The organism is Streptomyces sp. NPDC046900, from assembly GCF_040644975.1.
Classification (GTDB): domain Bacteria; phylum Actinomycetota; class Actinomycetes; order Streptomycetales; family Streptomycetaceae; genus Streptomyces.
Map to the genome: position 1 here is coordinate 50,907 of NZ_JBEYXD010000022.1, position 24,352 is coordinate 75,258.

Annotated in this window: 24 protein-coding genes; 11 read left to right on the forward strand and 13 right to left on the reverse strand. The window is 68.7% G+C overall.

The features are described from left to right. Window positions 1–133: 133 nt before the first annotated feature. Window positions 134–829, reverse strand: a complete 696-nt coding sequence (locus ABZ904_RS22415) for a class I SAM-dependent methyltransferase (protein ID WP_361825235.1) — start codon at window positions 827–829, stop codon at window positions 134–136. A gap of 70 nt (window positions 830–899) precedes the next feature. On the opposite strand from ABZ904_RS22415, the gene ABZ904_RS22420 reads away from it, so the two are divergent. Then, the gene (locus ABZ904_RS22420) at window positions 900–1,859 is read left to right on the forward strand and encodes an AraC family transcriptional regulator (protein ID WP_361825237.1); all 960 of its coding nucleotides are present in this window, start codon (window positions 900–902) and stop codon (window positions 1,857–1,859) included. Here the strand turns inward: ABZ904_RS22420 and ABZ904_RS22425 are convergent. Continuing rightward, entirely contained in the window at window positions 1,810–2,211 is a 402-nt protein-coding gene (locus ABZ904_RS22425) for a hypothetical protein (protein WP_359407824.1), read from the reverse strand. The two genes, ABZ904_RS22420 and ABZ904_RS22425, sit on opposite strands and share 50 nt — an antisense overlap. After that, entirely contained in the window at window positions 2,202–2,366 is a 165-nt protein-coding gene (locus ABZ904_RS22430) for a hypothetical protein (protein WP_361825239.1), read from the reverse strand. Before ABZ904_RS22430 ends, ABZ904_RS22425 begins: the two co-directional genes overlap by 10 nt. A 326-nt stretch (window positions 2,367–2,692) precedes the next feature. Between ABZ904_RS22430 and ABZ904_RS22435 the strand changes: the two genes are divergently transcribed. The 4 genes from ABZ904_RS22435 (at window position 2,693) to helR (ending at window position 8,585) form a co-directional block, all read left to right on the forward strand. Continuing rightward, the gene (locus ABZ904_RS22435) at window positions 2,693–3,535 is read left to right on the forward strand and encodes an FkbM family methyltransferase (RefSeq protein ID WP_361825241.1); all 843 of its coding nucleotides are present in this window, start codon (window positions 2,693–2,695) and stop codon (window positions 3,533–3,535) included. A 791-nt stretch (window positions 3,536–4,326) separates the two neighbouring features. Then, entirely contained in the window at window positions 4,327–4,545 is a 219-nt protein-coding gene (locus tag ABZ904_RS22440; RefSeq protein WP_360997002.1) for a hypothetical protein, read from the forward strand. A gap of 473 nt (window positions 4,546–5,018) precedes the next feature. Next, window positions 5,019–6,248, forward strand: a complete 1,230-nt coding sequence (locus ABZ904_RS22445) for a glycosyltransferase (protein ID WP_361825292.1) — start codon at window positions 5,019–5,021, stop codon at window positions 6,246–6,248. A gap of 189 nt (window positions 6,249–6,437) precedes the next feature. After that, a complete protein-coding gene (gene helR / locus ABZ904_RS22450) occupies window positions 6,438–8,585 on the forward strand; it encodes an RNA polymerase recycling motor ATPase HelR (protein ID WP_361825243.1) in 2,148 nt (715 codons plus the stop codon). Window positions 8,586–8,712: 127 nt separating this feature from the next. On the opposite strand, the gene ABZ904_RS22455 is transcribed toward helR, so the two are convergent. Next, window positions 8,713–9,012 carry a hypothetical protein gene (locus ABZ904_RS22455; protein WP_360996998.1) on the reverse strand — a complete coding sequence of 100 codons (300 nt, stop codon included), beginning with the start codon at window positions 9,010–9,012 and terminating at the stop codon, window positions 8,713–8,715. 179 nt (window positions 9,013–9,191) lie between these two features. Between ABZ904_RS22455 and ABZ904_RS22460 the strand changes: the two genes are divergently transcribed. Next, window positions 9,192–10,412, forward strand: coding sequence for a transposase (locus tag ABZ904_RS22460; protein ID WP_361825245.1), 1,221 nt, complete (start codon window positions 9,192–9,194; stop codon window positions 10,410–10,412). A gap of 305 nt (window positions 10,413–10,717) precedes the next feature. Here ABZ904_RS22460 and ABZ904_RS22465 read toward each other — a convergent pair whose 3' ends face one another. After that, entirely contained in the window at window positions 10,718–10,948 is a 231-nt protein-coding gene (locus ABZ904_RS22465; protein ID WP_360996994.1) for a maleylpyruvate isomerase N-terminal domain-containing protein, read from the reverse strand. A gap of 136 nt (window positions 10,949–11,084) precedes the next feature. On the opposite strand from ABZ904_RS22465, the gene ABZ904_RS22470 reads away from it, so the two are divergent. After that, the gene (locus ABZ904_RS22470; RefSeq protein ID WP_360996992.1) at window positions 11,085–11,504 is read left to right on the forward strand and encodes a helix-turn-helix domain-containing protein; all 420 of its coding nucleotides are present in this window, start codon (window positions 11,085–11,087) and stop codon (window positions 11,502–11,504) included. 198 nt (window positions 11,505–11,702) lie between these two features. Here the strand turns inward: ABZ904_RS22470 and ABZ904_RS22475 are convergent, their stop codons facing one another. Beyond that, the gene (locus ABZ904_RS22475) at window positions 11,703–12,182 is read right to left on the reverse strand and encodes a hypothetical protein (RefSeq protein WP_359410976.1); all 480 of its coding nucleotides are present in this window, start codon (window positions 12,180–12,182) and stop codon (window positions 11,703–11,705) included. A 92-nt stretch (window positions 12,183–12,274) separates the two neighbouring features. On the opposite strand from ABZ904_RS22475, the gene ABZ904_RS22480 reads away from it, so the two are divergent. Next, the gene (locus tag ABZ904_RS22480) at window positions 12,275–12,706 is read left to right on the forward strand and encodes a MerR family transcriptional regulator (protein ID WP_359410978.1); all 432 of its coding nucleotides are present in this window, start codon (window positions 12,275–12,277) and stop codon (window positions 12,704–12,706) included. A gap of 239 nt (window positions 12,707–12,945) precedes the next feature. Here ABZ904_RS22480 and ABZ904_RS22485 read toward each other — a convergent pair whose 3' ends face one another. The 5 genes from ABZ904_RS22485 to ABZ904_RS22505 form a co-directional block, all read right to left on the reverse strand. Next, window positions 12,946–15,159 carry a TIGR03767 family metallophosphoesterase gene (locus ABZ904_RS22485; protein WP_361825248.1) on the reverse strand — a complete coding sequence of 738 codons (2,214 nt, stop codon included), beginning with the start codon at window positions 15,157–15,159 and terminating at the stop codon, window positions 12,946–12,948. A 1,004-nt stretch (window positions 15,160–16,163) separates the two neighbouring features. Continuing rightward, window positions 16,164–17,132: an ABC transporter permease gene (locus ABZ904_RS22490; protein ID WP_361825250.1), complete on the reverse strand. Its 969-nt coding sequence runs from the start codon at window positions 17,130–17,132 to the stop codon at window positions 16,164–16,166. Between the two features lie 353 nt (window positions 17,133–17,485). Further along, the gene (locus ABZ904_RS22495) at window positions 17,486–17,740 is read right to left on the reverse strand and encodes a hypothetical protein (protein WP_359410984.1); all 255 of its coding nucleotides are present in this window, start codon (window positions 17,738–17,740) and stop codon (window positions 17,486–17,488) included. 263 nt (window positions 17,741–18,003) lie between these two features. Then, entirely contained in the window at window positions 18,004–19,035 is a 1,032-nt protein-coding gene (locus tag ABZ904_RS22500) for a phospholipase domain-containing protein (protein ID WP_360996985.1), read from the reverse strand. A gap of 4 nt (window positions 19,036–19,039) precedes the next feature. Then, complete coding sequence (locus ABZ904_RS22505; protein WP_361825252.1) at window positions 19,040–19,198, reverse strand: hypothetical protein; 159 nt, start codon at window positions 19,196–19,198, stop codon at window positions 19,040–19,042. 173 nt (window positions 19,199–19,371) lie between these two features. Between ABZ904_RS22505 and ABZ904_RS22510 the strand changes: the two genes are divergently transcribed. Together ABZ904_RS22510 and ABZ904_RS22515 are read left to right on the forward strand one after the other, a co-directional pair. Next, on the forward strand, window positions 19,372–20,610 hold the full coding sequence (locus tag ABZ904_RS22510; protein WP_360997123.1) for a transposase: 1,239 nt from the start codon (window positions 19,372–19,374) through the stop codon (window positions 20,608–20,610). Window positions 20,611–20,627: 17 nt separating this feature from the next. Next, window positions 20,628–21,002: a hypothetical protein gene (locus tag ABZ904_RS22515; protein WP_361825254.1), complete on the forward strand. Its 375-nt coding sequence runs from the start codon at window positions 20,628–20,630 to the stop codon at window positions 21,000–21,002. A 1,082-nt stretch (window positions 21,003–22,084) separates the two neighbouring features. Here the strand turns inward: ABZ904_RS22515 and ABZ904_RS22520 are convergent. Next, complete coding sequence (locus ABZ904_RS22520; protein ID WP_359407388.1) at window positions 22,085–23,029, reverse strand: RNA polymerase sigma-70 factor; 945 nt, start codon at window positions 23,027–23,029, stop codon at window positions 22,085–22,087. A 172-nt stretch (window positions 23,030–23,201) separates the two neighbouring features. Here ABZ904_RS22520 and ABZ904_RS22525 point away from each other — a divergent pair, with 172 nt between their 5' ends. Further along, on the forward strand, window positions 23,202–23,687 hold the full coding sequence (locus ABZ904_RS22525; RefSeq protein WP_360996979.1) for a carboxymuconolactone decarboxylase family protein: 486 nt from the start codon (window positions 23,202–23,204) through the stop codon (window positions 23,685–23,687). A 153-nt stretch (window positions 23,688–23,840) separates the two neighbouring features. On the opposite strand, the gene ABZ904_RS22530 is transcribed toward ABZ904_RS22525, so the two are convergent. Continuing rightward, on the reverse strand, window positions 23,841–24,320 hold the full coding sequence (locus ABZ904_RS22530; RefSeq protein WP_360996977.1) for a DUF2000 domain-containing protein: 480 nt from the start codon (window positions 24,318–24,320) through the stop codon (window positions 23,841–23,843). Window positions 24,321–24,352 lie beyond the last annotated feature (32 nt).

Below are 24,352 nucleotides of genomic sequence, written 5' to 3' on the forward strand. Positions count from 1 at the left end.
ACCGTGGACCCCCACCTGCGGAAGGCGTTCCGGAGACTCGGCGTCCGCTCCCGGCGTGAGCCGGCCAAGCAGAAGGTCACCTCAGCCCGCCTTGAAGAGCGCCTTGTCTCTGCGGGAGTGTTTGGTTCGAGGTTCAGGCGTCGCGCACGTTAGGACAGGCGACCTCGATGCGGATGCTTCCACCGATCCGCAGTGCCGTGGTGCGGGTTGATTCCATGGTGAAGCCAGCCGCGGCGATCTTCTGCGATACCGCGTCGCCGACGTTTTCGCGTAGCTGTTCGCGCATCCGGCCGCGCATCCCGACCTTCTCGGGCCCGCGGCCGTGCGCATGGACGTGTCCGTGCTCGTCGAGCACCGCGTCGGCCAGGACCAGCAGCCCGTCGGGCCGCAGCACCCGGCGCACTTCGGCCAGCAGCGCGTCCTTCGACGTGCTGTCCAGGTGGTGCAGCATCAGGCTGGAGAAGACTCGGTCGAACGAGGCGTCGTCATAGGGCAGTTCCTGTGCGAACCCGCGGTCCAGGCGTACGGTGAGGCGGGCCCGCCGGGCCTTGCGCCCGGCCTGGGCCAGCGCCTTCGGGTCAGGGTCCAGCCCGACGAGGTCCACGTTCCGGTGCCGCTGACCGGTCGCCCGCAGCAGGTTCCCGGTACCGCAGCCCACGTCCAGCACTCGATGCCCGTCCCGTAAGGCGGCCAGCCTGATCATCTCCTGATGGACGGAGTGCAGCCCGAACACGCAGTGCGCCACGTCATAGAGCGGCGTCAGGAAGTGCTTTCCCAAGCCTGGGATGTACTCCCGCTCGGTATGCGGCTGAGACAGTTTTTCGGTCATGTCCTCATTCTGACTGCGACTTGAGCTGCGGACCTGTACCGATTTGTGGCTCCCATGGGACGATTCGACGGTGCGGACCATCCGAACGGCGCCCAGCCGGGACCGGCCGGCGACCTACTCGATGCGGCCGGCACCCGGCGAGCTGCCCGTGGCGACCTGGCGGCTGGACCACAGCTGGGAGAGCACCGGCACATTCGAGGAGCACGCGCACGACTTCCCCGGCCTGGCGTACTTCCAGACCACCGGCGGGCTGCTGCGCACCGGCCGGCGGTCCTGGCCGATCGAGGCCGGCGACCTGTTCGTCGTCGCGCCCGGTGACGTGATGGGCCACTTCCACGCCGGCGACCTGGCCCACGCCCAGGGCTGGGGCGTGTTCTTCACCGCCGACGTACTCGGCCCGGACGTCCCCGGCGCCCACCTGGCCTGGCGCACGCACCCGCTGCTGTTTCCCTTCGTCCGTGGCGGAGCGATCGGCGCCCTGCGGATGCGGGTGCCCGAGGCGGAGCGGACCGAATGGACCGCCCGGATCCAGGCCCTTCACGACGAACTGACGCACCGCCAGGACGGCTACCGAGAGGCCGTGGCGGCCCACCTGACCCTGCTGCTGATCGCGGTGTCCCGGCTCGCTGCCGACATCGTGGGCGACCTACGCGAGAACCACGAACAACTGCTCGCCGAGGTGTTCGAGGTCATCGAACAGCGCTATCCGCAACCGCTGTCACTGCGCGACGTGGCCGCCGCGGTCAACATCTCCCCAGGCCACCTCACCTCGACGGTACGCCGAAAAACCGGGCGTACGGTGCAGGCGTGGATCACCGAGCGACGGATGGTACAAGCCCGGCGTCTGCTTGCCGCGACCGAACTGCCGATCGGCGAGATCGGCAGGCAAGTGGGCTTCCGGGACGCCGGGTACTTCGCCCGCACCTTCGGCAAGGTGCACGGAACGAGCCCCGCACAGTGGCGGCGGGCCGGCGCCGAACCTACAACTCGCACCACTCACCCAGATCGCGAGGCGCCCCCGTCCGGATGAAGTTGCGCACGAGAACCCACGCACGGTCGACAGTCAGGACAAAGTCACCAGTGAACACTGCCAGGTCATCCATGATCGGGATGTCGACCGCGACATCCGCCGCGACGGTGCCATCGCCGACGAGGAGAGACGTCACCTCAGTGTCATCGAACAGATGGATGACCGCCTGATCGCCTCGGAAACCCAGGGCCAATCGAGGAAACTCACCGCTTGGCAACCAGACTTCGAGGTACCCCTGCCCACGGAAACGCAGTTCGGTGAGGCGATCCGACAGATCCCTCACGTCCGAACGTTTCTCCACTGCGGAAAACCGTCCCGATTCCGGTGACGTCGCCGCCCATATCACGCCCATCGCTGCACCTCCGCCACGCACCCCGTCTCGACCTCGGGCTCGCCAGGGACGAAGTCCCGGTTGTAGTCGTACGGCGCCATCACCATGCCGATCGCCTGGAGCACGTCCCGTGGGCCGCAGCCGCGGACGCACCCAGTCACTCGTTCTTTCGCCATGGCCCGTTCCGCATGTCATCGTCGCCGGACCGCAGGCCACGAGCCGGCCGTCGCAGACCCGCCGCCGCGACCGCGCACGGCACCTCGGCACGCCGCCATGTTCGCCGGCTCCCCCAGGTGTCGGCGGCCCGGATTCGACGCCCCCCGGCCCGTCCCTCGACCACCGCTGTCAGGTCGACATGGTGTGCTGTCCGACGTGGGTGGGCCCAAACCACCGGTTTCGTCCCGCAGCCTCCCACGTCGGCCGCACACACGATCCACACGGGCGATCAACTTGGATCCATGAACTACGCGACATGGCCATGTTCGGCTCCTACGATGGCGCAATGCGACTCCCGGAACTCGAACAAGCGAACGCCCGCACGCTGGCCCACACGACGTCTGTCCGGCCGGTCTCCACGGGTGAGATCATCCGCGTCCACCGTAAGAAGCACCCGTATCGGGGCTACGTCGAGATCGACTCTCCGTACTGCCCGCCGTTCGTGATGTTCTGCGTGAACGACGACGCGGTCGCCCTCGACACCGTGTGGAACGGTAAGTTCGGTTACGAGCCCGGCAGCCTCGCCACGTGGTCACGCCTCGCTGCGAAGAGCACGACGATCGCCGACGTCGGAGCGCACGTCGGCTACTTCTCCATGATCGCGGCGCTCGCCAGCCCTAAAGCGAAGGTGCACGCGTTCGAGCCGGTGGACATGGTCCACGCCCGACTTGCGGTGAACGTCCGGTCGAACAACGTCCAGAACGTGAAGCGTTACCAGGCGGGTGTGTCGAGCGAGCCGGGCTGGGCCGACATCAGCGTCCGGTTCTCGGCAAATCTCCTCTCGACCGGCTCGTCCCTGGAGCATGCCGCCGCCGACGCCGAGATGAAGCGCATCAAACTGGTCACCCTCGACGAGGTCTTCGCCGACACGAAGCTCGACCTCATCAAGATTGACGTCGAGGGCCACGAAATGTCGGTCCTCCAAGGTGCCCGACAGGTCTTGAAGCGCGACAGGCCCGCCGTGATGCTCGAGGCCCTGCCGGACGCGCCGCTGGATTCGCTCATCGCCGAGTTCAGCCCGCTCGGCTACGACTCCCACTGGATCGCCGAAGCCGACGGGTCGCTCGTGCCGTCGACGGCGCCTCGGCCGAAGGGCTCGCGGAACCTGCTGTTCGCACCCCACGGCTAGTCCACGCCTTATGGCCGCAGGCCCCCATCGGGTCGGCGCCTCCCTTGCCCAGATCGCGTGCAGTCTGCGCGACGGTGGGACCAGGATCCGGTACGGATCACGAGTCGTGCATCGAGTGACCACTGGGCATTCATTCGTATTTCCCGCTACGCGGATAACTTCGCGCTGGCACCAATCGTGTCGGACGGGAAGTCGGTGAGCATGTCCCACGGTGGCGGAATCCCGCGGCGCAGTATTCTTCGCATCGGCGGAGGGGCGATTGTCTCGGCGGTTGTCGGGACTCCCGCGTGGGCCGGTGTCGGCGAACGCGCGTACGCGTCGACGAACGCGATCGAGCCCAACCCCGACCGTCATGTCGAGGTGCAGCTGCTCAACATCACGGACCTGCACGGGTACCTTCAGCCTGCGGAGGTCGCCGGTTACAACGTCCTGACGGGCCATTCGGGAGCGCAGGTCGTGGTCGGCGGGGTCGGGTACATGGCCGCTCACCTGAAGAGACTACGGGCCGGACGGAAGAACTCGATCTTCTTCGCATCCGGTGACAACTTCTCAGGTTGGACTTCGAGGCGGACTCGCCGGCCAACGAGCCGACGGTGGAGGTGCTGAACAAGCTCGGCCTGCAATTCAGCACGGTGGGGAACCACAAGCTCGACCAGCGTTTTCCCGAGTAGCTGATCGACCACATCGAGAAGGGCAAACCCTACGGGGTCCCCGGGCGCGACGATTCCTTCACGGACTCGACGGGAAAGAGGTTTCGGGGTGCGAACTTCCCCTTTTACACATCCAACATCGTGTACGCCGATACGGGAATGTCGATTGTGCCGCCGTACTCGGTTGTATGGGTCGATGCCGGTAAAGGGCGCAAGCTGCCGGTGGGTTTCATCCACCTGACCGTGCTCGGAACAGTGACCGGTTCGACGTCGTACCAGCCCGGCCTCGGCGAGCTCGACGAGATAGCCACCGTCAACAAGTACGCGGCCGAACTCAAAGCCAATCCGTCCTGCGAGTAGCGGCATCGAGCTGAGAGGCACTCCGCCCGTTCGTGCTCACCGGCAGCCGGCCCGCGGTCCGTGGAAAGCAGTCCCCCGCCGCGTACCACCGCCAGGGCGACCTCTGGCAGGGCGACCTTCGGCAGGCGCGGCGGGCCCTCCTCCACCAGGAGGGCATCCGGGGCGCAGTGACGGGTGCTCAACGAGCCTTCGGGGACAACGCGGCCACGTGCTTCATCCTGTAGGACGGCAAGCACACCGAGGGTTGGGCCAAAGGACCGGTCGACAGTTCCCTCGTACGCGGCGCGCCGCCACTTCGCGAGACGCTGGCCCGTCTGCAGCGGGCCGCAAAAAGCAAAGGCAAGGAGGTAACCCTCTCCTCGCCACTCTCAACTTATAGCGCACTGGGGGGCTTGCCGCAAGGCCCTGGTCGTACTGCACAATCGTCCGCCGAGCCAGAAACCGGGGGGAAATAGGTGAGTCGCGAAGTACGTGTGCTGTTGTCTACCTACGGGTCGCGTGGGGACGTCGAACCGCTGGTGGGACTCGCGGTGCGGTTGCGGGCGCTCGGCGCGGAGGTGCGGGTGTGTGCTCCGCCGGACGAGGAGTTCGAGCGGCGGTTGGCCGATGTCGGCGCGCCGTTGGTGCCCGTCGGCCGGTCGGCGCGCACGTTGACGACCGGGGCGCCGCCGCCGTCATCCCTGCCCGAGCGTGCGGCCGAGTTGATCGCCGGCCAGTTCGACGTGCTCACGGCGGCGGCCGAGGGATGCGATGCGTTGGTGGCCACCGGCGTGATGCCGGCCGCAGCGGGCGCGCGGTCGGTGGCCGAGAAACTCGGTATCCCCTCCGTGTCCGTGACCTTCCAGCAGCTGACCCTGCCGTCGCCGCACCACGCGCCGTTGGCGTATCCGGGCAGGCCGTTCCCGCTGGGGGTGACCGACAGCCGGGTGCTGTGGGACCTGGACGCCGAGAGCATCAACGCGCTGTTCGGTGCGGCACTCAACGCGAACCGTGCGTCGATCGGCCTGCCACCGGTCGACAACGTCCGCGACTACGTCATCGGCGACCAGCCGTGGCTGGCGACGGATCCGGTCCTGGACCCGTGGCGGGAGACGCCGGACCTCGACGTCGTCCAGACCGGCGCGTGGATCCTGCCCGACGTTCATCCACTCACGCCCGACTTGCTGGCGTTCCTGGGCTCCGGGACACCTCCGGTGTACGTGGGCTTCGGCAGCATGCCCATGGGCACATCGACGGACATCGCCGAGGTGGCCATCGAGGCGATCCGCGCGCAGGGCCGCCGTGCGGTCGTGGCCCGCGGCTGGGCCGCCCTGGGCCTGATCGACGACCGGGACGACTGCTTCCTCGTCGGCGAGGTCAACCAGCAGGCACTGTTCCGGCGGGTGGCCGCTGTGGTGCACCACGGCGGTGCGGGCACCACGACGACGGCCACCCGGGCCGGCGCGCCTCAGGTGGTGGTGCCCCAGGCGACGGACCAGCCGTACTGGGCCGGCCGGGTGGCCGACCTGGGCATAGGCGCGGCGCACGACGGGCCGACTCCGACCTTCGAGTCCCTGTCCGCCGCGCTCACGACGGCCCTGTCCCCCGAGACCCGCGCACGAGCGGTCGCCATGGCCCGCATGATCCGTACCAACGGAGCAACGGTTGCCGCGAAACGACTGCTCGACGCGATCAGCAAGGCAAGGCCGCCGGTGCCCGCATGAAACACGCGTGACCGTCGAGCCGGCACCCAGAACACCAGCACCTGCAAACCCTGGCGACCTGACTGGCAACGGCCACGGGACCCGCACCGGGCGGAGCGTTGCCCGTCGCGGTCACCCGCTACGTCACACCGGTCCGGGCGCCTTGCCGCGCGTCATGGTCGCAAGCGGCCTCACATCGGAGCTGATCACGTGAAATCCTCGACCACCAGCGCTTTCGACCTTCCCGACCGCCTCTCCCACAAGGCCGACCCAAACCTGATCGCCGGCGATGAACAGCACTTCGCGGCCCTTGCGGAGTGCCTCGAGCAGTCGATCGCCGAGGTCTCCGACCGCCTTGACGCCGAGCGCAAGGCGCCCGGCGGCCTCGGCCGGCAGGCGATGGACCGGGACGCGGAGATCCACCGGCTGACCGCTCGCCTGCGGGCCTTGCGTCGCTTCGGCCTGGACCTGTGCCTCGGACACATGGTCAGCGCGGACAACCCCGAGCCCGTGTATGTCGGACGACTTGGGCTTACGGACAGTGAGGGCCGTCGACTGCTGGTCGACTGGCGCTCCCCCGCGGCCGAGCCGTTCTTCGGAGCCACCCACGCCAACCCGATGGGCCTGGCGAGCCGCCGCAGGTATCGCTGGACCCGCGGCCGGATCAGCGACTACTGGGACGAGGTGTTCACCTCGGACGGATTTGCCGGGCACGCCGCGCTCGACGACCAGTCCGCCTTCATCGCCAGCCTGGGCAGCAACCGGTCGCCACGGATGCGGGATGTGCTCGGCACCATCCAGTCCGACCAGGACGCCATCATCCGCGCGGGATCCCGAGGCGCTCTCGTCGTCGACGGCGGTCCGGGTACGGGCAAGACCGTCGTCGCCCTGCACCGCGCCGCCTACCTCCTCTACTCCGACCCCCGCCTCGGTCACCGCCGGGGCGGCGTGCTGTTCGTCGGCCCGCACCAGCCCTACCTGAGCTATGTCGCCGACGTCCTCCCCAGCCTCGGAGAGGAGGGTGTGCAGACCTGCACCCTGCGGGATCTCGTCGCCGAGGGCGCCGCTGCGAGGACCGAGGCCGACCCGGACGTGACTCGCCTGAAGTCGTCCGCGGACCTGGTGAAGGCGATCGAGCCGGCTGTCAGGTTCTACGAGGAGCCGCCCGCCAAGGGGATGACGATCACGACCCACTGGTCCGACATCCGGCTGAGCGCCGACGACTGGGCCGTGGCCTTCGAAGCGGCAGAACCCGGTACTCCGCACAACGAGGCGCGCGACCAGATCCTGGAGGAGCTGCTCACGATCCTGGTGGACAAGCACGACGGCGACGCTCCGGTCGGCCTGCTCCGCAAGTCACTGCGGCAGAACAAGGAACTGCTCACGGCCTTCAACCGTGCGTGGCCGCTGCTCGAAGCGACCGACCTCGTCGGAGACCTGTGGTCGGTACCCGCCTACCTGCGGATGTGTGCTCCCTGGCTCAGTCCCGACGACGTTCGGCGGCTGCAGCGCGAGGACCCCCAGGCCTGGACAGTGTCCGACCTGCCGCTCCTGGACGCGGCGCGGCAACGGCTCGGCGACCCGGAGGCGGCACGGCGCAAGCGTCGGCACGCAGCGACCCTCGCCGCCGAACGCGAGCGGATGTCCGGTGTCATCGACGCTCTGCTGGAGGCCGACGCCGACGGAGAGGGCGCGGTGACGATGCTGCACGGACGTGACCTGCAGGACGCCCTCGTCGACGGGACCGCGCTGCCCGGCGCCGACCCGGACCTGCTCGCCGGCCCGTTCGCGCACATCATCGTGGACGAGGCCCAGGAACTGACGGACGCGGAATGGCAGATGCTGCTGCTGCGGTGCCCGTCCCGGAGCTTCACCATCGTCGGGGACCGTGCCCAGGCCAGGCACGGGTTCGCGGAGTCCTGGCAGGAACGGCTCGAGCGGATCGGGCTCGACCGGATCACCCTGGCCTCCCTGAGCATCAACTACCGGACGCCGGAAGAGATCATGGCGGAAGCCGAGCCGGTCATCCGGGCCGCGCTCCCGGACGCCAACGTGCCGACGTCCATCCGCAGCAGCGGCGTGCCCGTCGTACACGGATCCGCTTCGGATCTGAGCTCGATCCTCGACACCTGGCTCGCCGGGCATTCCGACGGAATCGCGTGCGTCATCGGCGATCCCACATTCCGGGAGACGTCTCGCGTCCGGTCACTGACGCCGGAGCTGTCGAAGGGGCTCGAGTTCGACCTGGTCGTCCTCATCGACCCGGAGGAGTTCGGCAAGGGCATCGAAGGAGCGGTCGACCGCTATGTCGCGATGACCCGGGCGACCCAGCGGCTCGTCATCCTCACGCGCTCCTGACGACGACCGGGCCCACGCCCGCTGCCGGCCAGGGCGGAGGCGTCCCTGAACGTCCGCACACAACTGGAGTACGTGCGCTTCCGTGCGGCCGCCTCGAAGTCGAGGGGCCGCGCGGACCGCGGCACGATCAGTAACCGCTGAGGAGAGTACGCACCGCGCGCAGCGCCTCAGGACCCGCGTCACTGTGCCAGCGTGAGGCATCGGCAGGACGACGTCCCCAGATGAGAAGCGCGCGAACAGCCGCGTCGCTCTCGATCGTGGCCGGCCCTTCCTGGGCGACCAGACGCATGCTGCTTCCGTCTGCGTCAGCTGTGACCAGGATGTCATCGGCCCCGGGGACACGCAGGCGCGCTTCGATCCGGTCGCCTCCGGCCCAGTCCAAGTGGGCGGAGCCGCGACGGTACAGCGGCTGGCCGACCTCGTTCACTGGGTTCCTCCGAGGATGTCCCGGCCTTCAGGCGGGGGAGGAATCGGTCTGCTGCGGAGCAGGACAGGAAATAGGGGTTTCGCCTCCAGGGCGAAGGACCGTCCACCTGCGACGAGGTGAGCGGGCCTGTGGCGATCAAGGGGTCTCAACTGTCAGTCCTCCCGGGTAGGTTCGGATGCATGCCGACAGAAGCGACCACGAAGGACATCGGGCATGCCCGGTACACCTTCCGTGTGCGCCTGTCGAACACGGCCAGGCGCCGGCTCGAAGCGGAGTGGGACCGCTGCCGGTGGCTCTGGAATGAATGCGTGGCCAAGTCCAAGCAGGTCCACCAGCGAGCCAAGGAGTCCGGTGAGAAGCTGACGTGTGGTCCGGCGCAGTTGGACAGGATGCTGACCGAGGCGCGTCGGGTGACGCCGTGGCTGGCTGAGGGTGCGTCGGTGCCGCAGCAGCAGGTGATTCGGGACTTCGCCAAGTCGCGGGCGAAGGCGCTGAAGGACATCAAGGACGGGCTTGCGCAGCACCGCCGGGCGGGGATGCCCCGCTTCAAGCGGAAGCGGGAGGCCAGGCCGAGCCTGAACTACACGAAGCGGGGTTTCCGTCTGAAGGACGGTCGTCTGCACCTTGCGGGCCAGATCGTGGTGAGCGTGGTGTGGTCGCGGGCTCTTCCGGCCGAGCCGTCGAGTGTGCGCGTGTACCAGGACACGCTCGGGCACTGGTATGTGTCCTTCGTCGCCCCCGCGCGGAGCGAACCGCTTGCCCTCACGGGGCGGGTGCTCGGGGTGGACTGGGGTGTGAAGGAGACCGCTACCACCACGGATGACGCCTACGATCTCCCGCATGCCGAGCACGGCAAGCGGGCCGCTCAGCGGCTCGCCCGCTACCAGCGGATGATGGCCCGGCGCCGGCGTCCGAAGGGCCGGCCCGCATCCAAGGGCTACCGGAAGGCGCAGGCCCAGGCCGCGAAGCTGCACAGGAAGATCGCGCGGCAGCGGGTGGACACCGGCCGCAAGTGGGCCAAGTCCGTGATGCGTGATCATGATGGGGTGGCGGTGGAGGACTTCCGCCCGAAGTTCCTCGCGAAAACCACGATGGCCCGCAAGGCGGCCGATGCCGCCATCGCCGCCACCAAACGCGCTCTGGTCGAGATGGGGCGCAAGCACGCACGGGACGTCCGTCTCGTGCACCCGGCGCACACCACGATGGACTGCGCGCAGTGCGGAGCGAGAACCAAGCACGCACTCCCTCTCTCGATGAGAACCTATGCCTGCACCGTGTGCGGAGCCGTGTCCCCCAGGGACAAGAACTCCGCCCGCGTGATGCTGGTCCGGGCAGGTTGGAACCCGGACGGTGCCGAGGGCGTAAGACCTCCTGGTCCGCTGGACCAAGAGGCGGCCTGAGCCGTGAATCCCCACGCAGCCCTGGAGGGTGGAGAATCCCCTCCCTTCAGGGAGGGGAGCCTTCAAGCTGTGCTCGGTCACCCACGGCTCGGTGAGCGCTCGCACCGCAACGCTGTCGTCCCCCGTCACGTCCCATCGATGGAGAACGAGCTCTTCACGCATGTGTTCAGCGAAGAACGGCGCCTTCACGGAGCGGCCCGTCCAGATCACCTCGGTGTCCGGTGACAGGTCCTGCGCAGCCGCCTCGGTCACGTCGACAAGGTGTTCACACCGGGTGAGAAACGCCGACCAGAGCTCGGGATCGGTCAAGGCCTGTAGGGGATCTCACGATCGAACCCGCGGGTCTCGACCGGTTCCCCGGCCATATGAGCGGCGAGCACCCGGGCCAGCTCTTCGGCGTTGCCCGTCTGGTGGATCAGAATGTCGCGAACGGTCCAGGCCTCGCACCAGGTGCCGTCATCAGGCCGGCGCGCCTGCACAGCATGCGCAAAGACTTCCAACTCCGGAAGAACATCATTGACACGGCTCGAAACCATGGGGAACGGGGTATCCGAATACTTCTTGGCATAAACGCACGTCGAGGCAGTACGTCGGCTCAATACGGGATGGAGGGAGACTATGCCTCTAATGGTAACCATGGATCCATTCGGAGGCATGGTATAAGCTGTTGTCATGGCTCAAGAAGAACTGACAGTGAGCATCGACCCGAACCGGCCGATGGACATCCTCGACGCGCTCTGCCCGAGCCGTGACGTGTTCGTGGACCTGGCGGACAAGTGGGTTCTGCTCATGCTGGTGAGCCTTCGCGAACACGGCGTCCAGCGCTACTCCGAGCTGCAGCGGTCCCTGGGCGGTATCAGCCGCAAGATGCTGTCCCAGACCCTGCGGACATTGGAACGGGACGGCATTGTCTTCCGTAACGTCGACCCCAAGGCGACACCGCCCCTGGTGCAGTACGGACTGACCGACCTCGGCCGCGAGATAGCCGAGGAGACCCGAGCCCTGTGCACCTGGACCGAGAAGCGGGCCGTCACAGTGCACGAAGCCCGCGCCACCTACGACCGCCGCCACGCCGTCGACCAGGAAGACTGAGCCGGCGGCGCGCACTGCCGCTCCACCGCGTGCCGTATCACTCTGCAGTGACCGGTCGCCGTGTGTGGTGACCGGGTCAGGTGGGTCATCGTGGGTCATCAAGCCTCGTTGGCAACCGCGTTCCCCGGCCGCACGCCGGTGGGAACGGGAAGGACGACACGCCCACCGCTGAGCGGCGCGGGTGGGCGTGCTCGCACGTCACCGACTCACTGTGCCGAGCGGGCGTCCGTCGGCCGGGTCTGCGTCGTTGCCTACGAGGTCTGCGTTTCGGCCCCATCTCCACGGCACAAGCTGGAGGACGCCGAATGCCACCTCGACCCCGAAGAAGAGCCACAGAAGCCGCGCCACACCGTGGGCCAGCGCGTACGCCTGCCACGTCGCGAACAGAGCACGCGCGATGCCGTCGAACAGTCCGTGCTCCGGCAGCGGCCTGACGATGCGCAGAACGGCCCAGACGACCACCACCGAACCCATCAGATTGGCGAACAGGATCTGCCACGGGTCGAGTTCGGGCAGGGCACCAAGCCCGAGTGCGTTGCCGCACGACGACAGCGCGTCGTGTACCAGGGCGTAGGTCCACGGAGTTGCGAACCCGGCGGTGACGGCCAGGTCGTACCAAGCGCTCGCGCGTACGACGCGCAGGTAGGCGGAGTGCGCGGGGGTGCGAAGTCGGCTCACGATGAGGCTCCTGCTGGTCTCGTGGCAGCGATGCCCTCACGCTAAACAGTGGAGTACGCTCCAAGGTCAAGCCCGATATCCGCTGGAGGGGCATGCGCATCGGTGAGCTCGCCGCGCAGGCAGGCATGACCAGAGACACGATCCGGTTCTACGAGAAGGTCGGCCTTGTCACAGGTCGGCGTCTGCCCAACGGGTATCGCGACTTCCCGCCCGAGACGGTGTCCTGGCTCCAATACATCCGCACTGCGCAGGCACTCGGCTTCTCCCTTGCGGAGATCGCACGGAACGGCGAGACATTGCGCGAAGCGCCGGATACGGCAGAAGCGCTGTCCATGCTCTTCGAGGAAAAGCTTCAGGTCATCGACGCCCGTATCGCGGAACTGACCACCCTGCGGGCCGAACTGGCCACGCGCGTCGGCACCGGATGTCCACTGCGGGCGGCCGGCCTGCCGAAGCTGGGAATGATCAAGAGTGCCGATGCTCCCAGCGACCTGCCGGGACGCGCTCCGCGGAAAGGGCTGTGAGCACGGCTTGACGTGCTTCATCGGGTCTCGGTCCGACCCATGCGCCGAGTCACGAAGGAACCCAGGCCGTCAACGGGGTACGGCCTTGCGGCCGAGTCATCTGTCGGGCAGCCGAGGCCGTCCGCTTCCCGTTCAGGGACATGCCACGGCCCGCCATGGCGGACACCGCGTCGTGCAGCGGTGAACGCCGTAGGCGGGCCGGGACTGTTCGGTGCCGCCCTGCCGCGGCACCCGCGACGTCAGGGCGCCAGGAGCGCCTGCCAGGTCGGCGAGGCCACGATGCCGTCGGCCGTGAGCCCGCGGCTGGTCTGGAACGACCGGAGGGCGGAGGCCGTGAGGGGGCCGAAGATGCCGTCCACGGTCAACGCAGCGCCGCGCGCCCTCAGTTGACTCTGCGTCGCCGAGACGGCCGGGCCGGTGCTGCCCTGCTGCACCGTCACGACGAGGGCCTGCCAGGTCGCCGCGGCGGCGATGCCGTCGGCCGTCAGAGCGATCCCGGTCTGGAAGGACCGCAGGGCCGAGGCCGTGGCGGAGCCGAAGATGCCGTCCACGGTCAGGGCCGCACCCCGAGCGTTCAGCAGCCACTGCAGGGTCTTCACCTGCTCACCGCTCTGCCCCTGCTGGACGACCGGCCAGCCGACGCCGGGGAGCGGCGTGCCGACGCCGGTGGGGATGGTGAAGGGCGCCGGGATGAGCAGCTGGGTGTTGCGCACGTCGGGGGTGCCGCGGCGCTTGTCGATGCCCCGGCCCACTTCCTGGATGTCGTTGGCGGAGAGCTCCCGCGCCACGGAGGCCAGCGCCGCGGGGCTGCTGGTGTCCCCGTTCGCCGACAACGGCGCGTCGGCGTCGACCATGGTGGTGAAGATGGAGAGCAGGCCGCCGCCCTCGGCGATCTCCAGGACACGGCTCTGGATCGGCCAGTCGATGTGCGAGGCGGTGTTCACCTCCCAGAAGCCCTTTCCGAGGGTGGAGGGGAAAGCGGGACGGTAGGCCGTGATGTTGTTGGCGTGAGTGTGGCCGTCGACCATCAGGACCACGTTCGGGAAGCGCAGCAGCAGGTCGCGCAGGTCGTCGCCGCTGTACGGGTGGTCGCTGTCCGTGTTGTCCATCGAGCCGATCGTGTGGTGACAGAAGACGACGAACAGCTTGTCCTTGACACCGGACTGGGTGACGACCGTCCGGGGCCTGGTGCCGTCGGAGTCGTCGAGCTCGTAGCGTGAGCTGTTGGCCTTCAACTGGCTCTGGAGCCAGTTCCACTGGTCGTTGTCGAGCGCGCCGTTGGCGCCCCCGCTGTCGTTGGTGGTGTCCAGGACGAGGAACTTGACGAGGTCGTTCGCCCCGGACGGTATCGCGTAGTACGCCGTGTCGCTGCCGGAAGTGAAGCCGTGCCCGGCCGGGAGCCCGGTGGTGTTGAAGTGCTCGGAGACGAACTCCTGCCGCGAGAGCAGCCGGCGGCTGGGGTCCGCTGTCACTGTGGCGGTCTTCAGGGTGAAGTCGCCCGTGATGATGTCCTCGAGGAACTGGATGTAGTACGAGGGGTCCGTGTAGTTGAGGACTGGCGGAACCCCGGTGACCTGCGTCAGCTTGGTGGAGCCGGTGGCGATGCTCTTCAGCGGGTCGAAGGGCAGCACGTCCGGCGGGACGTTGCCCTGCACCATCGCGTCGTGGTTGCCATAAGCGGCGTACCACGGCATGCCGAGGCCGGTGGCGGTGTACTGCCTGCGGGCGGCCGCCAGCAGGCCGGGGAGCACCGGGAAGCCGTTGAGGTCGTTGTTGTCCGGCGGGTTCTGATGCGCCTCGGGGTGCCAGTAGTTGACATCGGGGCCGAAGACGCCGCTCGACACGCTCTCGTCCTTGGCGAGGTTGCCGGAGTCGGGGCGGACGGTGTTGCCGTCGAGCAGGTTGATGTACCAACGGGTCTCGTTGTACTGGCAGTTGTCGACCGCGTCGCCGGTGACCACGGTGAAGGCCAGCGGGGCGCTGGTGCGCGGACCCCGGCCGACCGCTCTGACGGCCCGGCACATGGCGTCGGTGGAGTGCGTCGAGAGGAACTCGTGGGCCCGATAGGCGGAGGCGGTCGGGTAGGAGTTGTAGTGCGGGGGGCCGAAGTCCGCGAGCCGGTCGAGGCACTCCACGCGCAGCGGCGCCTGGTCGTCGATGATGTGCAGGTCCGACATCTGGGCGAAGGCGGCCAGCGACCGGGTGATCTGGGGAGCGGCGACGTTGGCGAGGTCACGGCGGACGATGTGCGGCTCGCCGGGGCCCGCGACGACGCCGTGGTAGCCCTCCCCCAGGTCCGGACCTCGCTGCACGGTCACGTCCAGGGTGGTGAGCCCGAAGGTGGAGCCGCCGGTCGCGACGCTGGCGGTGGCTCGCAGTCCGCCGACGTCGATGGCCGCCGCCACCACGCTCACTGCGGCCGCCGCGAGGATTCTTCGCCGGGAGATTTCCATGTCGCGTCCTGTTCGATCGGTGGGGTGTGTGGGGGTGGTGCGATGTGAAGTGGCGCTGTGGGGGCGCGGGTTCCGTCCGCCGGGGCCGGAGAGGGCGTGAGACGGGGTTGTTGCCGGTCGGGGAAGGGCGCAGCAGGGCGGTGCGACAGGCGTAGCAGTGGCAGCCGGCGCCCTCAGGCAGCGGCAGGTGCGGGGATGCGGCGGTGGAGGCCGTCGGCTACGTGGAGAGCGAAACTGCGGGCGGCGAGGCCAGGAACTGCCGAGGCAGGTGCCGGCGCCTGCGCGAGGCCGGATCGCAGGCGAAGTGAGCTGTCCTGGGCGGCTTGGGCGCAAGAGACCGCGGCGTCGGCCGCCGGACCTCCTGGGCACGCCACCGCCGGGATGCGGGCGATGCCGACCTGGGGACAGGCCGATACGACACTGAGTTCCCCCTGGGTGATGCGGAAATGAGTGTCAGTCACTTACGTGGCCCGGCCGGGGTCGCCGGCGAAAAGCCTCGCCCAGAGTGGGGCACGGAGACCCTGTGCGGCAAGAGTTGGGACAGTGACTCATCCACTGGGCCAGTCGTCCACCGGGCGGATCTGCGGGCCGTCAAGCGAGTCTTCCGCTCGGCAGCGACGACCGGCTGTCCCGAGGATGCCCGATAGGTCTTCTCCTTTGCGGCACAAGGGATTTGGCACGCTGGGCGTCGCGTCGCACATGCCGTGTCCGCATCCCTGGGTCGGCCTGCGTACGCCCGCCCTTCATCGCCGCGTGATCTGCCCGTACGGTTCACGGAGGCGCACTCCGAAGGCCGCGGGCCCGGCCTACGAAGATCTTCACCGCTTGTGTGGTTCCTCACACGGAGTCAGCCGAGACACGGGCCGCAACGGATGCCCCCTGCCACCTTGTTGAGGGCGCAGGTGCCCGATGGCGTGTCACGACGCAACCGACCAGTCGGCGGTCCCTTGTTCAGGCCCGCGGTCGCTCGGCCCACAGCTGGTCCCGGACGGCGAACCAGGTGATCATTTCGGGCCGGTGGCCGCTGCGGCAGCCTGGCCGTCGGGGCGGCATGCACGCCGCACAAGGAAGACCGACACGCCGGCCAGACACCACGCGGCGAGCACAACATAGGGCTCGATGTGCTGGTTGTCGGGGAAGTAGATGGCGTTGCGCTGGGCACTCACCGACGCGCCCGGTGGCAGGAACCGCCCCAGAAAGCCGAGGACCGGAGGGAGCAGCGGCCAGGCCACCGCGCCCCCGGAGGAGGGGTTGCCGAGGACGACCAGCAACAGCCAGGTCGGCAGCAGCGCCCAGCGGCCCAGGAATGCCTGGAAGGCCATGAAGATCACGCCGGAGGTGAACATGGTGAGTGCGCAGATCCCCCACGACTGGGCGAACGGCAGCCGGCCCACGCGGAGAACGAAGTCGATCATGACACAGATGGACAGGCCACCCAGCGCGGAACAGCCGGCGGTGGCGGCGATCCGTTCGGCGGGGCGCAACGCCTTGGCATGGATCCCGAGCTGGATGGCGCCGACGAAACCGAGGATGGTCGACCCCAGGGCGATGTAGAAGAGCGCAAGCCCCTGCGGGTCGGTGGCCGGGAGCGGCTTGATGTCCCTGACCCGGACCGGGATGCCGAGCGCCTGGCCGACCTCCGGGGCGCTCGCGCCCAAGAGCCGGGCGACCGACGCACCCGCGGCGCTCGCCACGTCGACCTCCACCCCGGCCGGTCGAAGCTGCAGGATCGCGAACTCCCGTTGCGCGTCGACCGCGGCGAGCGCCTTGCCGTAGCTGGAGTACGGATGGAGGACCAGCGAAGTGCCGAGCCTGGCCTCCAGCGCACTGACGAACCGGTCGCCCCCGGCCGACTGTCCTGTCACCGCCACGGGGATGCGATGCGGTACGGGATTGGACATCGCCCAGCAGTAGGCACCGACGAAGAGGCCGGCCAGGACCGCGACGATGAGCGAGAGCACCACCGCCGGCATGAAACGCGAGGACGTCAGCCGAGACCATCCACCCTCGCGGACCTGCCGAGGAGGCTCCGCTGAGGACCGATGTTCGCTCACGGCTGGGATGGTATGAGGGGCGCAGGGCGGCGCCCTACTACCGCACCGGGCGCGTCACCGGGATACCGGAACTCGGACGAGCGCGGGATGCGACCTGCGCAGCGCTTTCGAACTGCCCCCGGCGGATACGCGAGCGAGCCCCGGACCACTGGGTCCGGGGCTCGCTCACCCCCCTCGCCATCCCTGGGATCAGCGCGTCTCCGAGGGTTCCTACGGCAGCGGGCAGTCATGGCTCCGCAGCAACCCGCGCGATCCCGATCGGGGCCCAGGGCCTAGCGGCGGCAGCCACCGTGGCCGGGGTGCCAGACACGCTCCATGTGGCCGCGCTTCAAGTGGTGGTGCTCCCAGTGGGCCGGGACCCACACCTGCGTCCAGTGGCCCCGGTCATGCGCGCAGTGGCGGCCGTGGTCCGGGCCGTGGTGGAACGGAGCGGCGGAAGCACTGCCGACCGCGCCGAACAGCGCCCCCGCGGACATCGCGACCGTCGCCGCGCCCAACGCCGCGGCCCGCTTGAACCTGTCAGTCATCGAAGGTTTTCCTTTCCCTGCGAAAGAGGGTGATGCCCCCTCAGTTCCCCCGGCCAGGCAGGGCCGGGATGGATCTGATCCTGCACCGCCAGAAGACCCAAATCCACAAAAGACGCCCTTCATGACTGAATACTCATAACCCTCTCATTCGGCTCAAATACTCACATGATCCCACTGTGCAGCCAGGGGCGCCCCGTCCCCGGGCACCGGCGGGTGGGACCGGTCCCGGCCGCAGCTGTCGAACGGTCCCACCCCGGCGCGACTCAGCCGGCGTGCACGGTTCCCGCGTAACGCTGGACGAACCGGGTGCCGGTACCGGCGGTGACGGTGACGTCGTACCGTCCTTCGTCGGTGCGCCAGGTCAGACGGGTGCGGTCACCGGCCTTGACCCACACGGTCTGCTCCTTGCCGGCGAAGTCGTTCGGCGTGACCGTGAAGGCCACCTCGGTGCCGCCGGCATTGCGCAGCTCCAGTTCCAACGACGCGTTCTCCGGGCGTCCGGACGTCCGCAGCGCCACCGTGACCGACGGCACCGCCACATCGTCCTGACCTTCACGCACGAGGGTGCCGGAGAAGCGGCGGACGAACCCGTCGGCGCCGTACACGGAGAAGTCGTAGCGGCCGTCGGTCGTCGCGGCGTCCCACACGTAGGTGCGCGACGAGCGCGCCGGGACCGTGAACGGCGTACCGATGAAGGGCAGGGCGATGTTGGGCAGCACGGTGAAGTGGTAGCCGACACCACCGTCGTTGGTGAGCGTGCACGTGACCTTGCCGGTGGCCCGGTCGACCGCCACGTCGGCCCACGGACGGTACGGCAGCGCGCGGTGCGGGCGCTGTCCCTGCTCCTGCCCGGGCATGGACTGCTGGTCGGGTATCTTCACCGCCGGCAGGGAGCTTCCGGCGTCGGCCTTGGCCATCAGCGCGACCGTGTCGGGCAGTTCGGGGATGCTGTAGTCGGGCTTGCCGAAGTCGAAGCAGCTCGTGAGGTCGCCGCAGACGTTGCGCCGCCAGTCGGAGATGTTGGGCTCGTGCACGCCGGTGACGCGTTCCAGGAAGCGCACCACCGATGTGTGGTCGAACACCTGGGAGTTGACCCAGCCGCCGCGCGACCACGGCGACACGACCCACAGCGGCACCCGGCTGCCCAGGCCGATGGGCTTGCCGTTGGCGAACTCGTCCTTGGTGCCGGGCTCCGGGAAGGGCGGGAGTGAGGTCGCCGGGCAGGTGCAGCGTCGCAGCGGCCGCCGGGAGCTCCACGGTCGGGGCGACGACGTCGGTGAGCGGGTAGCGGCCACCGGCCTAGTGCACCTGCCGGCCGAGTGCCCCAGCGAGGTTCTCGGCCCCGTGGTCCCTGCACTCCTGGAGCGCCACGACGCCCAGTCCCTTGGTGAGCACCAGCCGCAGCTGCTTCTCCAGGAACCTGTCGACGTGGGTGCCGGCGCCCCAGAGGTTCAGCATGATCCTTGCGAGGAACCCCGGGTGATTACGCCTGGTAGGAATCGCGTCCTCAAGCGGGTGGCACGGAGTACTGCAGCCTTCGTCGGCGCGGAGCGCTGTACAGCTGGGTCCGGGTGAGGGAAGTTCCCGTGTTCGAATGCGCGGGCATGGAGGGGCTGGGTAGCGTCGCCGGTGTGAAGCTGGTGGTGCAGGTGAAACTGCTGCCGACGCCCGTGCAGGCGGCGGCACTTGAGGCGACCCTGCGCTCCTGCAACGAGGCCGCCGGTTGGGCTAGCGGTGTAGCGTTCGAAAAGGATGTGAAGCGGAACTTCGCGCTGCGTGAGCACACCTACGGTGAGATCAAGGCTCGGTGGGGGCTGGGTTCGCAGGCCGCCCAGCACGTGATCAAGAAGACGTGCGACGCGTACGCCACGTTGAAGGCGAACCTGAAGGCCCACAACCTGGGCAAGCCCGGCTCGAAGCGCTACCGGAAGGCCATCGGAAAGCCGATCGCTTTCCGGCCGGACAGCGCGCAGCCGTATGACGACCGGATGCTGTCCTGGCAGATGGCTGAGCAGCGGATCTCAATCTGGACCGTGCACGGCCGGATGCGGGACGTGGCGTTCACCGCAAGTGGGGAGCAATTGGCCGCCCTGGCCCGGTACCGCAGGGGCGAGTCCGACCTGCTGGTGCGGGAGGGCATGTGGTTCCTGCTGGCCACCTGCGAGGTCCCCGAAGCCGCGCCGAACACGGATCCGGTGGACTTCCTCGGTATCGACCTGGGCATCGTCAACATCGCCACCACGTCGGACGGCGAGATCATGGCCGGGCGGACGCTCAACCGGATCCGGATCCGGGAACGCACACTGCGGACCACGCTGCAGAAGAAGAACACTCCGTCCGCCAGGCGCCGGCTGAGGAAGCGGCGGCGCAAGGAGGCGCGGCGGGCGCGGGACATCAACCACAAGATCGCGAAACATGTGGTGGCCGAGGCAGAACGCACCGGTCGCGGGATCGCCCTCGAGGATCTGACGGGCATCCGCGAGCGGGTACGGCTTCGCAAGCCCCAACGGGCCACCCTCCACAGCTGGTCCTTCGCCCAGTTGGGGCAGTTCATCGCGTACAAGGCCCGCCGCGCGGGGGTGCCGGTGGTGTACGTCGATCCGGCCTACACCTCCCGCACCTGCGCCGAGTGCGGCCACCTCGACAGAGCGAACCGGGTCTCGCAGGCCTGGTTCGCATGCCGGTCCTGCGGCGTCGTTGCGCACGCGGACCACAACGCCTCCCGCAACATCCGTGCGCGTGCATGGGAGTTGTGGCGACGCGGGGTGCAGTCAGCCACCCCAGCCCCACCCCCAAGACAACCAGGTGGGGCAGGACGCAAACGCAGTGCCACAGCCAATGGCGCCCGTTGTGCAAGCCCTGTCGCCTGAGCGACGGGCAGTTGACCGTGGCGACCTTCAGCCCCAGCCGGTCCAGGGAGGCGCGCACGGGCACCTGGACGGTGACGGTGCCGGTGCCGGCCACGCTGTCGGTGACGGTGACCACCATCCGGCCGGGCGTCCGCGGGGCGAACATCGGGGCCTTGCCGCTGACCGTGCCGTCCGCTGCCACCGACAACCAGGGGTCGCCTGCAAGGTGCTGGAAGGTCGCGCTGCCCGCGGCATTGCCCTCGGGCCTGATCCACAGGCCGCCCAGCTTCACCGAGAAGGAGCTGCCCGTGGTCTGCGGGGCGGTGGTGACGGCGTCCACGACCGCGTACGGGCGCGGGATCACGGGGCGGACCGCGAAGCTGAACGGGGCCGTGCGGGCCAGGATGCCGTAGCCGTCCTTGGCCAACAGGTAGGCGGTGTACGGGCCGCCGCTCAGCCCGGAGGTGTCGATGGTGATGTCGCCGGAGGCCCCGGGGGTGTACTCCCACGCGAGGGAGGCGCCGTGCCCGGGCTGCCGGTCGCCGTCGTAGACGCCGATCCAGTTCTTCGCGTCCGGCGCGTCGGTCGTCCAGTGGAAGGAAGCCTTGTCGCCGTCGTGCGGGTTGGGAGTCGTCAGCTCGATCGAGTCGCCGGTGGGCGGGCCGGCGAAGCTGAACGGCTCCGTCTTGGCGAGGACGCCGTAGCCGTCCTCGGCCAGCAGATACGCGGTGTACGGCCCGCCGCTCAGGCCGGAGGTGTCAAGGGTCGTCTGCCCGGAAGAGCCCGAGACGTACGCCCACACAAGGGAGCCGCCGCCGCTGCCGGGCTGACGGTTGCCGTCGTACACGCCGATCCAGTTCTGCGGGTCGGGCGCGTCCGTCGCCCACGCGAAGGTCACCTTGTCGCCCCGCTGCGGGGGCGTCGTGGAGCCGATCGCGATGCTGCTGCCGGATGCGGCGGCCTCTGAGAGGGGTGGCATTGGTGTTGGGTCCTCTCCGCCCCGAATGCCGCCGCGGCGGCACCCGGGTGAGCAAAGTTGTCTATATAACTTCGCTCCAAGCAAGCCGTTCCACGGCGACGGGCCCGTGAACGACGGGTTGCCGCCGTCCGGGGAGTAAACGGAAATCTGAGGATCACCTGAGCGGGCCGAGTAGCCGAAGTCAGACCTCAATACCCTTATGAGCAGGCATATTCTGAGGTCGCTGGGTTCCTCATCGGTCCTTCGAGACTGCAAGAGCCGCATCCCCCGACCGGCAGCCCCGGCAGGATGCGGCGCCGTCCGCCCGGCGACGACTCCGGCCTCGCTGTGCACACAGCCGCGCCATACCGGGCGTTCAGTACCCCGGATCCGACAGCCCAGCGATGACTGTCCGGCGGCTGCGGTCCAAGCGCCGGCGTGTGCTGATCCGCCGACAGAACGCGAATTGCGGTGGGGCTGTGGACGCTTCGGCGCCGGTGGCGATGCCGGACCTGTTCGTGCCCAGGAGTTGCGGACTCAGCGGCGCAGCACCATCTCCCGCTGCATGTGCGACAGTTTCTCCGGATTGCGCACCGCGTAGAACCCGGTGATGAGACCGTCGTCGATCCGCACCGCCATGACGGTGTCGATCGCGCCGTCCTGCCGGATGACCAGCGCGGGGTAGCCGTTGACCTCCGCCGGTCGCAGCGACCACCCTTCGACGGCGATCCTGCCCAGTCCGACGGCGAGCAGACGGCCCACCTTGTCGGCCCCCACGATGGGCCGCGGGACGGCCTGCTTGAGGCCGCCACCGTCACCCAGGAAGACGACATCCGGCGCGAGGATGTCGAGCAGACCCTGCAGGTCGCCTGTATCGGCCGCCCGTTGGAACGCATCGAGCGCGTTCCGGGTCTCGGTCGGGGAAACGACCCCGCGCGGCCGGCGCGCCGCGACATGTGCCCGTGCCCGATGCGCGACCTGACGGACCGCGGCCGGGCTCTTGTCGACCGCCTCGGCGATCTCGTCGTAGCCGAGGTCGAACACCTCGCGCAGCACGAACACCGCGCGCTCGGTCGGCGAGAGCGTCTCCAGCACCAGCAGCATCGCCATCGAGACGCTCTCGGCCAGCTCGACGTCCGCGGCCACGTCGGGTGCCGTGAGCAGCGGCTCGGGCAGCCAGGGGCCGATGTAGGACTCCTTGCGGCGGCCGAGTGTCCGCAGCCGGCTCAGCGCCTGGCGCGTGGTGATCCGGACCAGGTACGCACGCTGGTCCCGCACCGTACCGAGATCGACACCCGCCCACCGCAGCCAGGTCTCCTGCAGGACGTCCTCCGCGTCGGCAGCCGAGCCGAGCATCTCGTAGGCCACCGTGAACAGCAGATTGCGATGGGCGACGAACGTCTCGGTGGCGGCGTCCACGCGTCCGCCGTCGGCGGGCTGCCCGGCCGTGTCCTCTGTGCGATCGCTGTGCTCGCTGTTCACCGGCTGCTCCTGCCTGTCCGCTCTCCACGATGCCACGCGCACAAGACGCCGGTCCCAGCGGTTTTGTGACACTCATGGACAGTGGCGCACGTCACACAACGGCCCTGTCACAACCAGCCGGTCGCCGGCATCTCGTGTTCGTTCAGGCAACACCACGAGTGAGGACGAGGTCATGGACGCCCGATTCAACATGTTCGACAACGAGATCTCCGCCAAGTTCGCCAAGCGGTTCGCCAACGCCGGCCTCGTGATCCAGCAGTCGCCGTTGCCCAAGTCCACGCAGGAGCTGGTGTCGCTGCGCGCCAGCCAGATCAACGGCTGCGGTTGGTGCATCGACATGCACACCAAGGAGGCCACCGCCGAAGGGGAAACCGCGGTCCGGCTCAACCTGGTCGCCGCCTGGCGCGAGTCGACCGTGTTCACCGAGGCCGAGCGGGCCGCGCTGGCGCTCGCCGAAGAGGGCACCCGGCTCGCGGACGCCCAGGACGGCGTGTCCGACGAGACCTGGGCCCAGGTACGCAAGCACTACGACGACGACCAGGTCGCCGCGCTCGTGTCCTTGGTCGCCCTCATCAACGCGGCCAACCGGCTCGCCGTGATCGTGCACCAGCGGGGAGGCACGTACGAGCCCGGCATGTTCGCCGCCGCGTTCAACTGACCGGCGGACGAATCGGGCCCGGCCCAGGATCGTTCGATCCGGGCCCGGCCCGCCCATGTCCGGGCACGGCTGCACATCCCATGCCCGCGAGGCACACCGCCCGCGCTGTGTGCAGCCGGCGGCCGTTTGCCGGCTCATTGCCACGCCTACTGCTCAGGGGTGCATCCGCGCGCCTTTGAGGACCTTGTCCACGGCGTTGCGCGCCCCGTAGACGGCCATCCCCACCAAGTCGAGCTGATCGGTGCCGACCGACCGTACAGCCGCCCGGTTGTCCCGGTCGTTGCCCGTGCTGAACAGATCCGAGGTGAACACAGCCATCGGCAAGGATCGGGACAGGGCACGACCGTGCGCTGTGGTCAGCATCTCCTTCGTGCCCTCGAAGACCAGAACCGGCTGGCGGAGCATCGGCAGATACGGGGTGCCGTCGGCGTCCGCATAAGGCTCGCCGATCACCTCGGGTGACACCGTGCCGAGCCCGCTGACGACGAAGGCGGTCACATTCAGCCGTTGCCAGGGTTCCAAGTCGTCGCGCAGCAGTACAGCGATCTTCGTGTCGAAGCGGACGGGCACGTTCTGCGTCTCTGCACCGGTCTGGGCTCCGGCCGGGGTCTCGGTCTCATCCTTCGTTCTCATGCTTTGAGACTGCAGGTAGCAGTCCTTCGCCG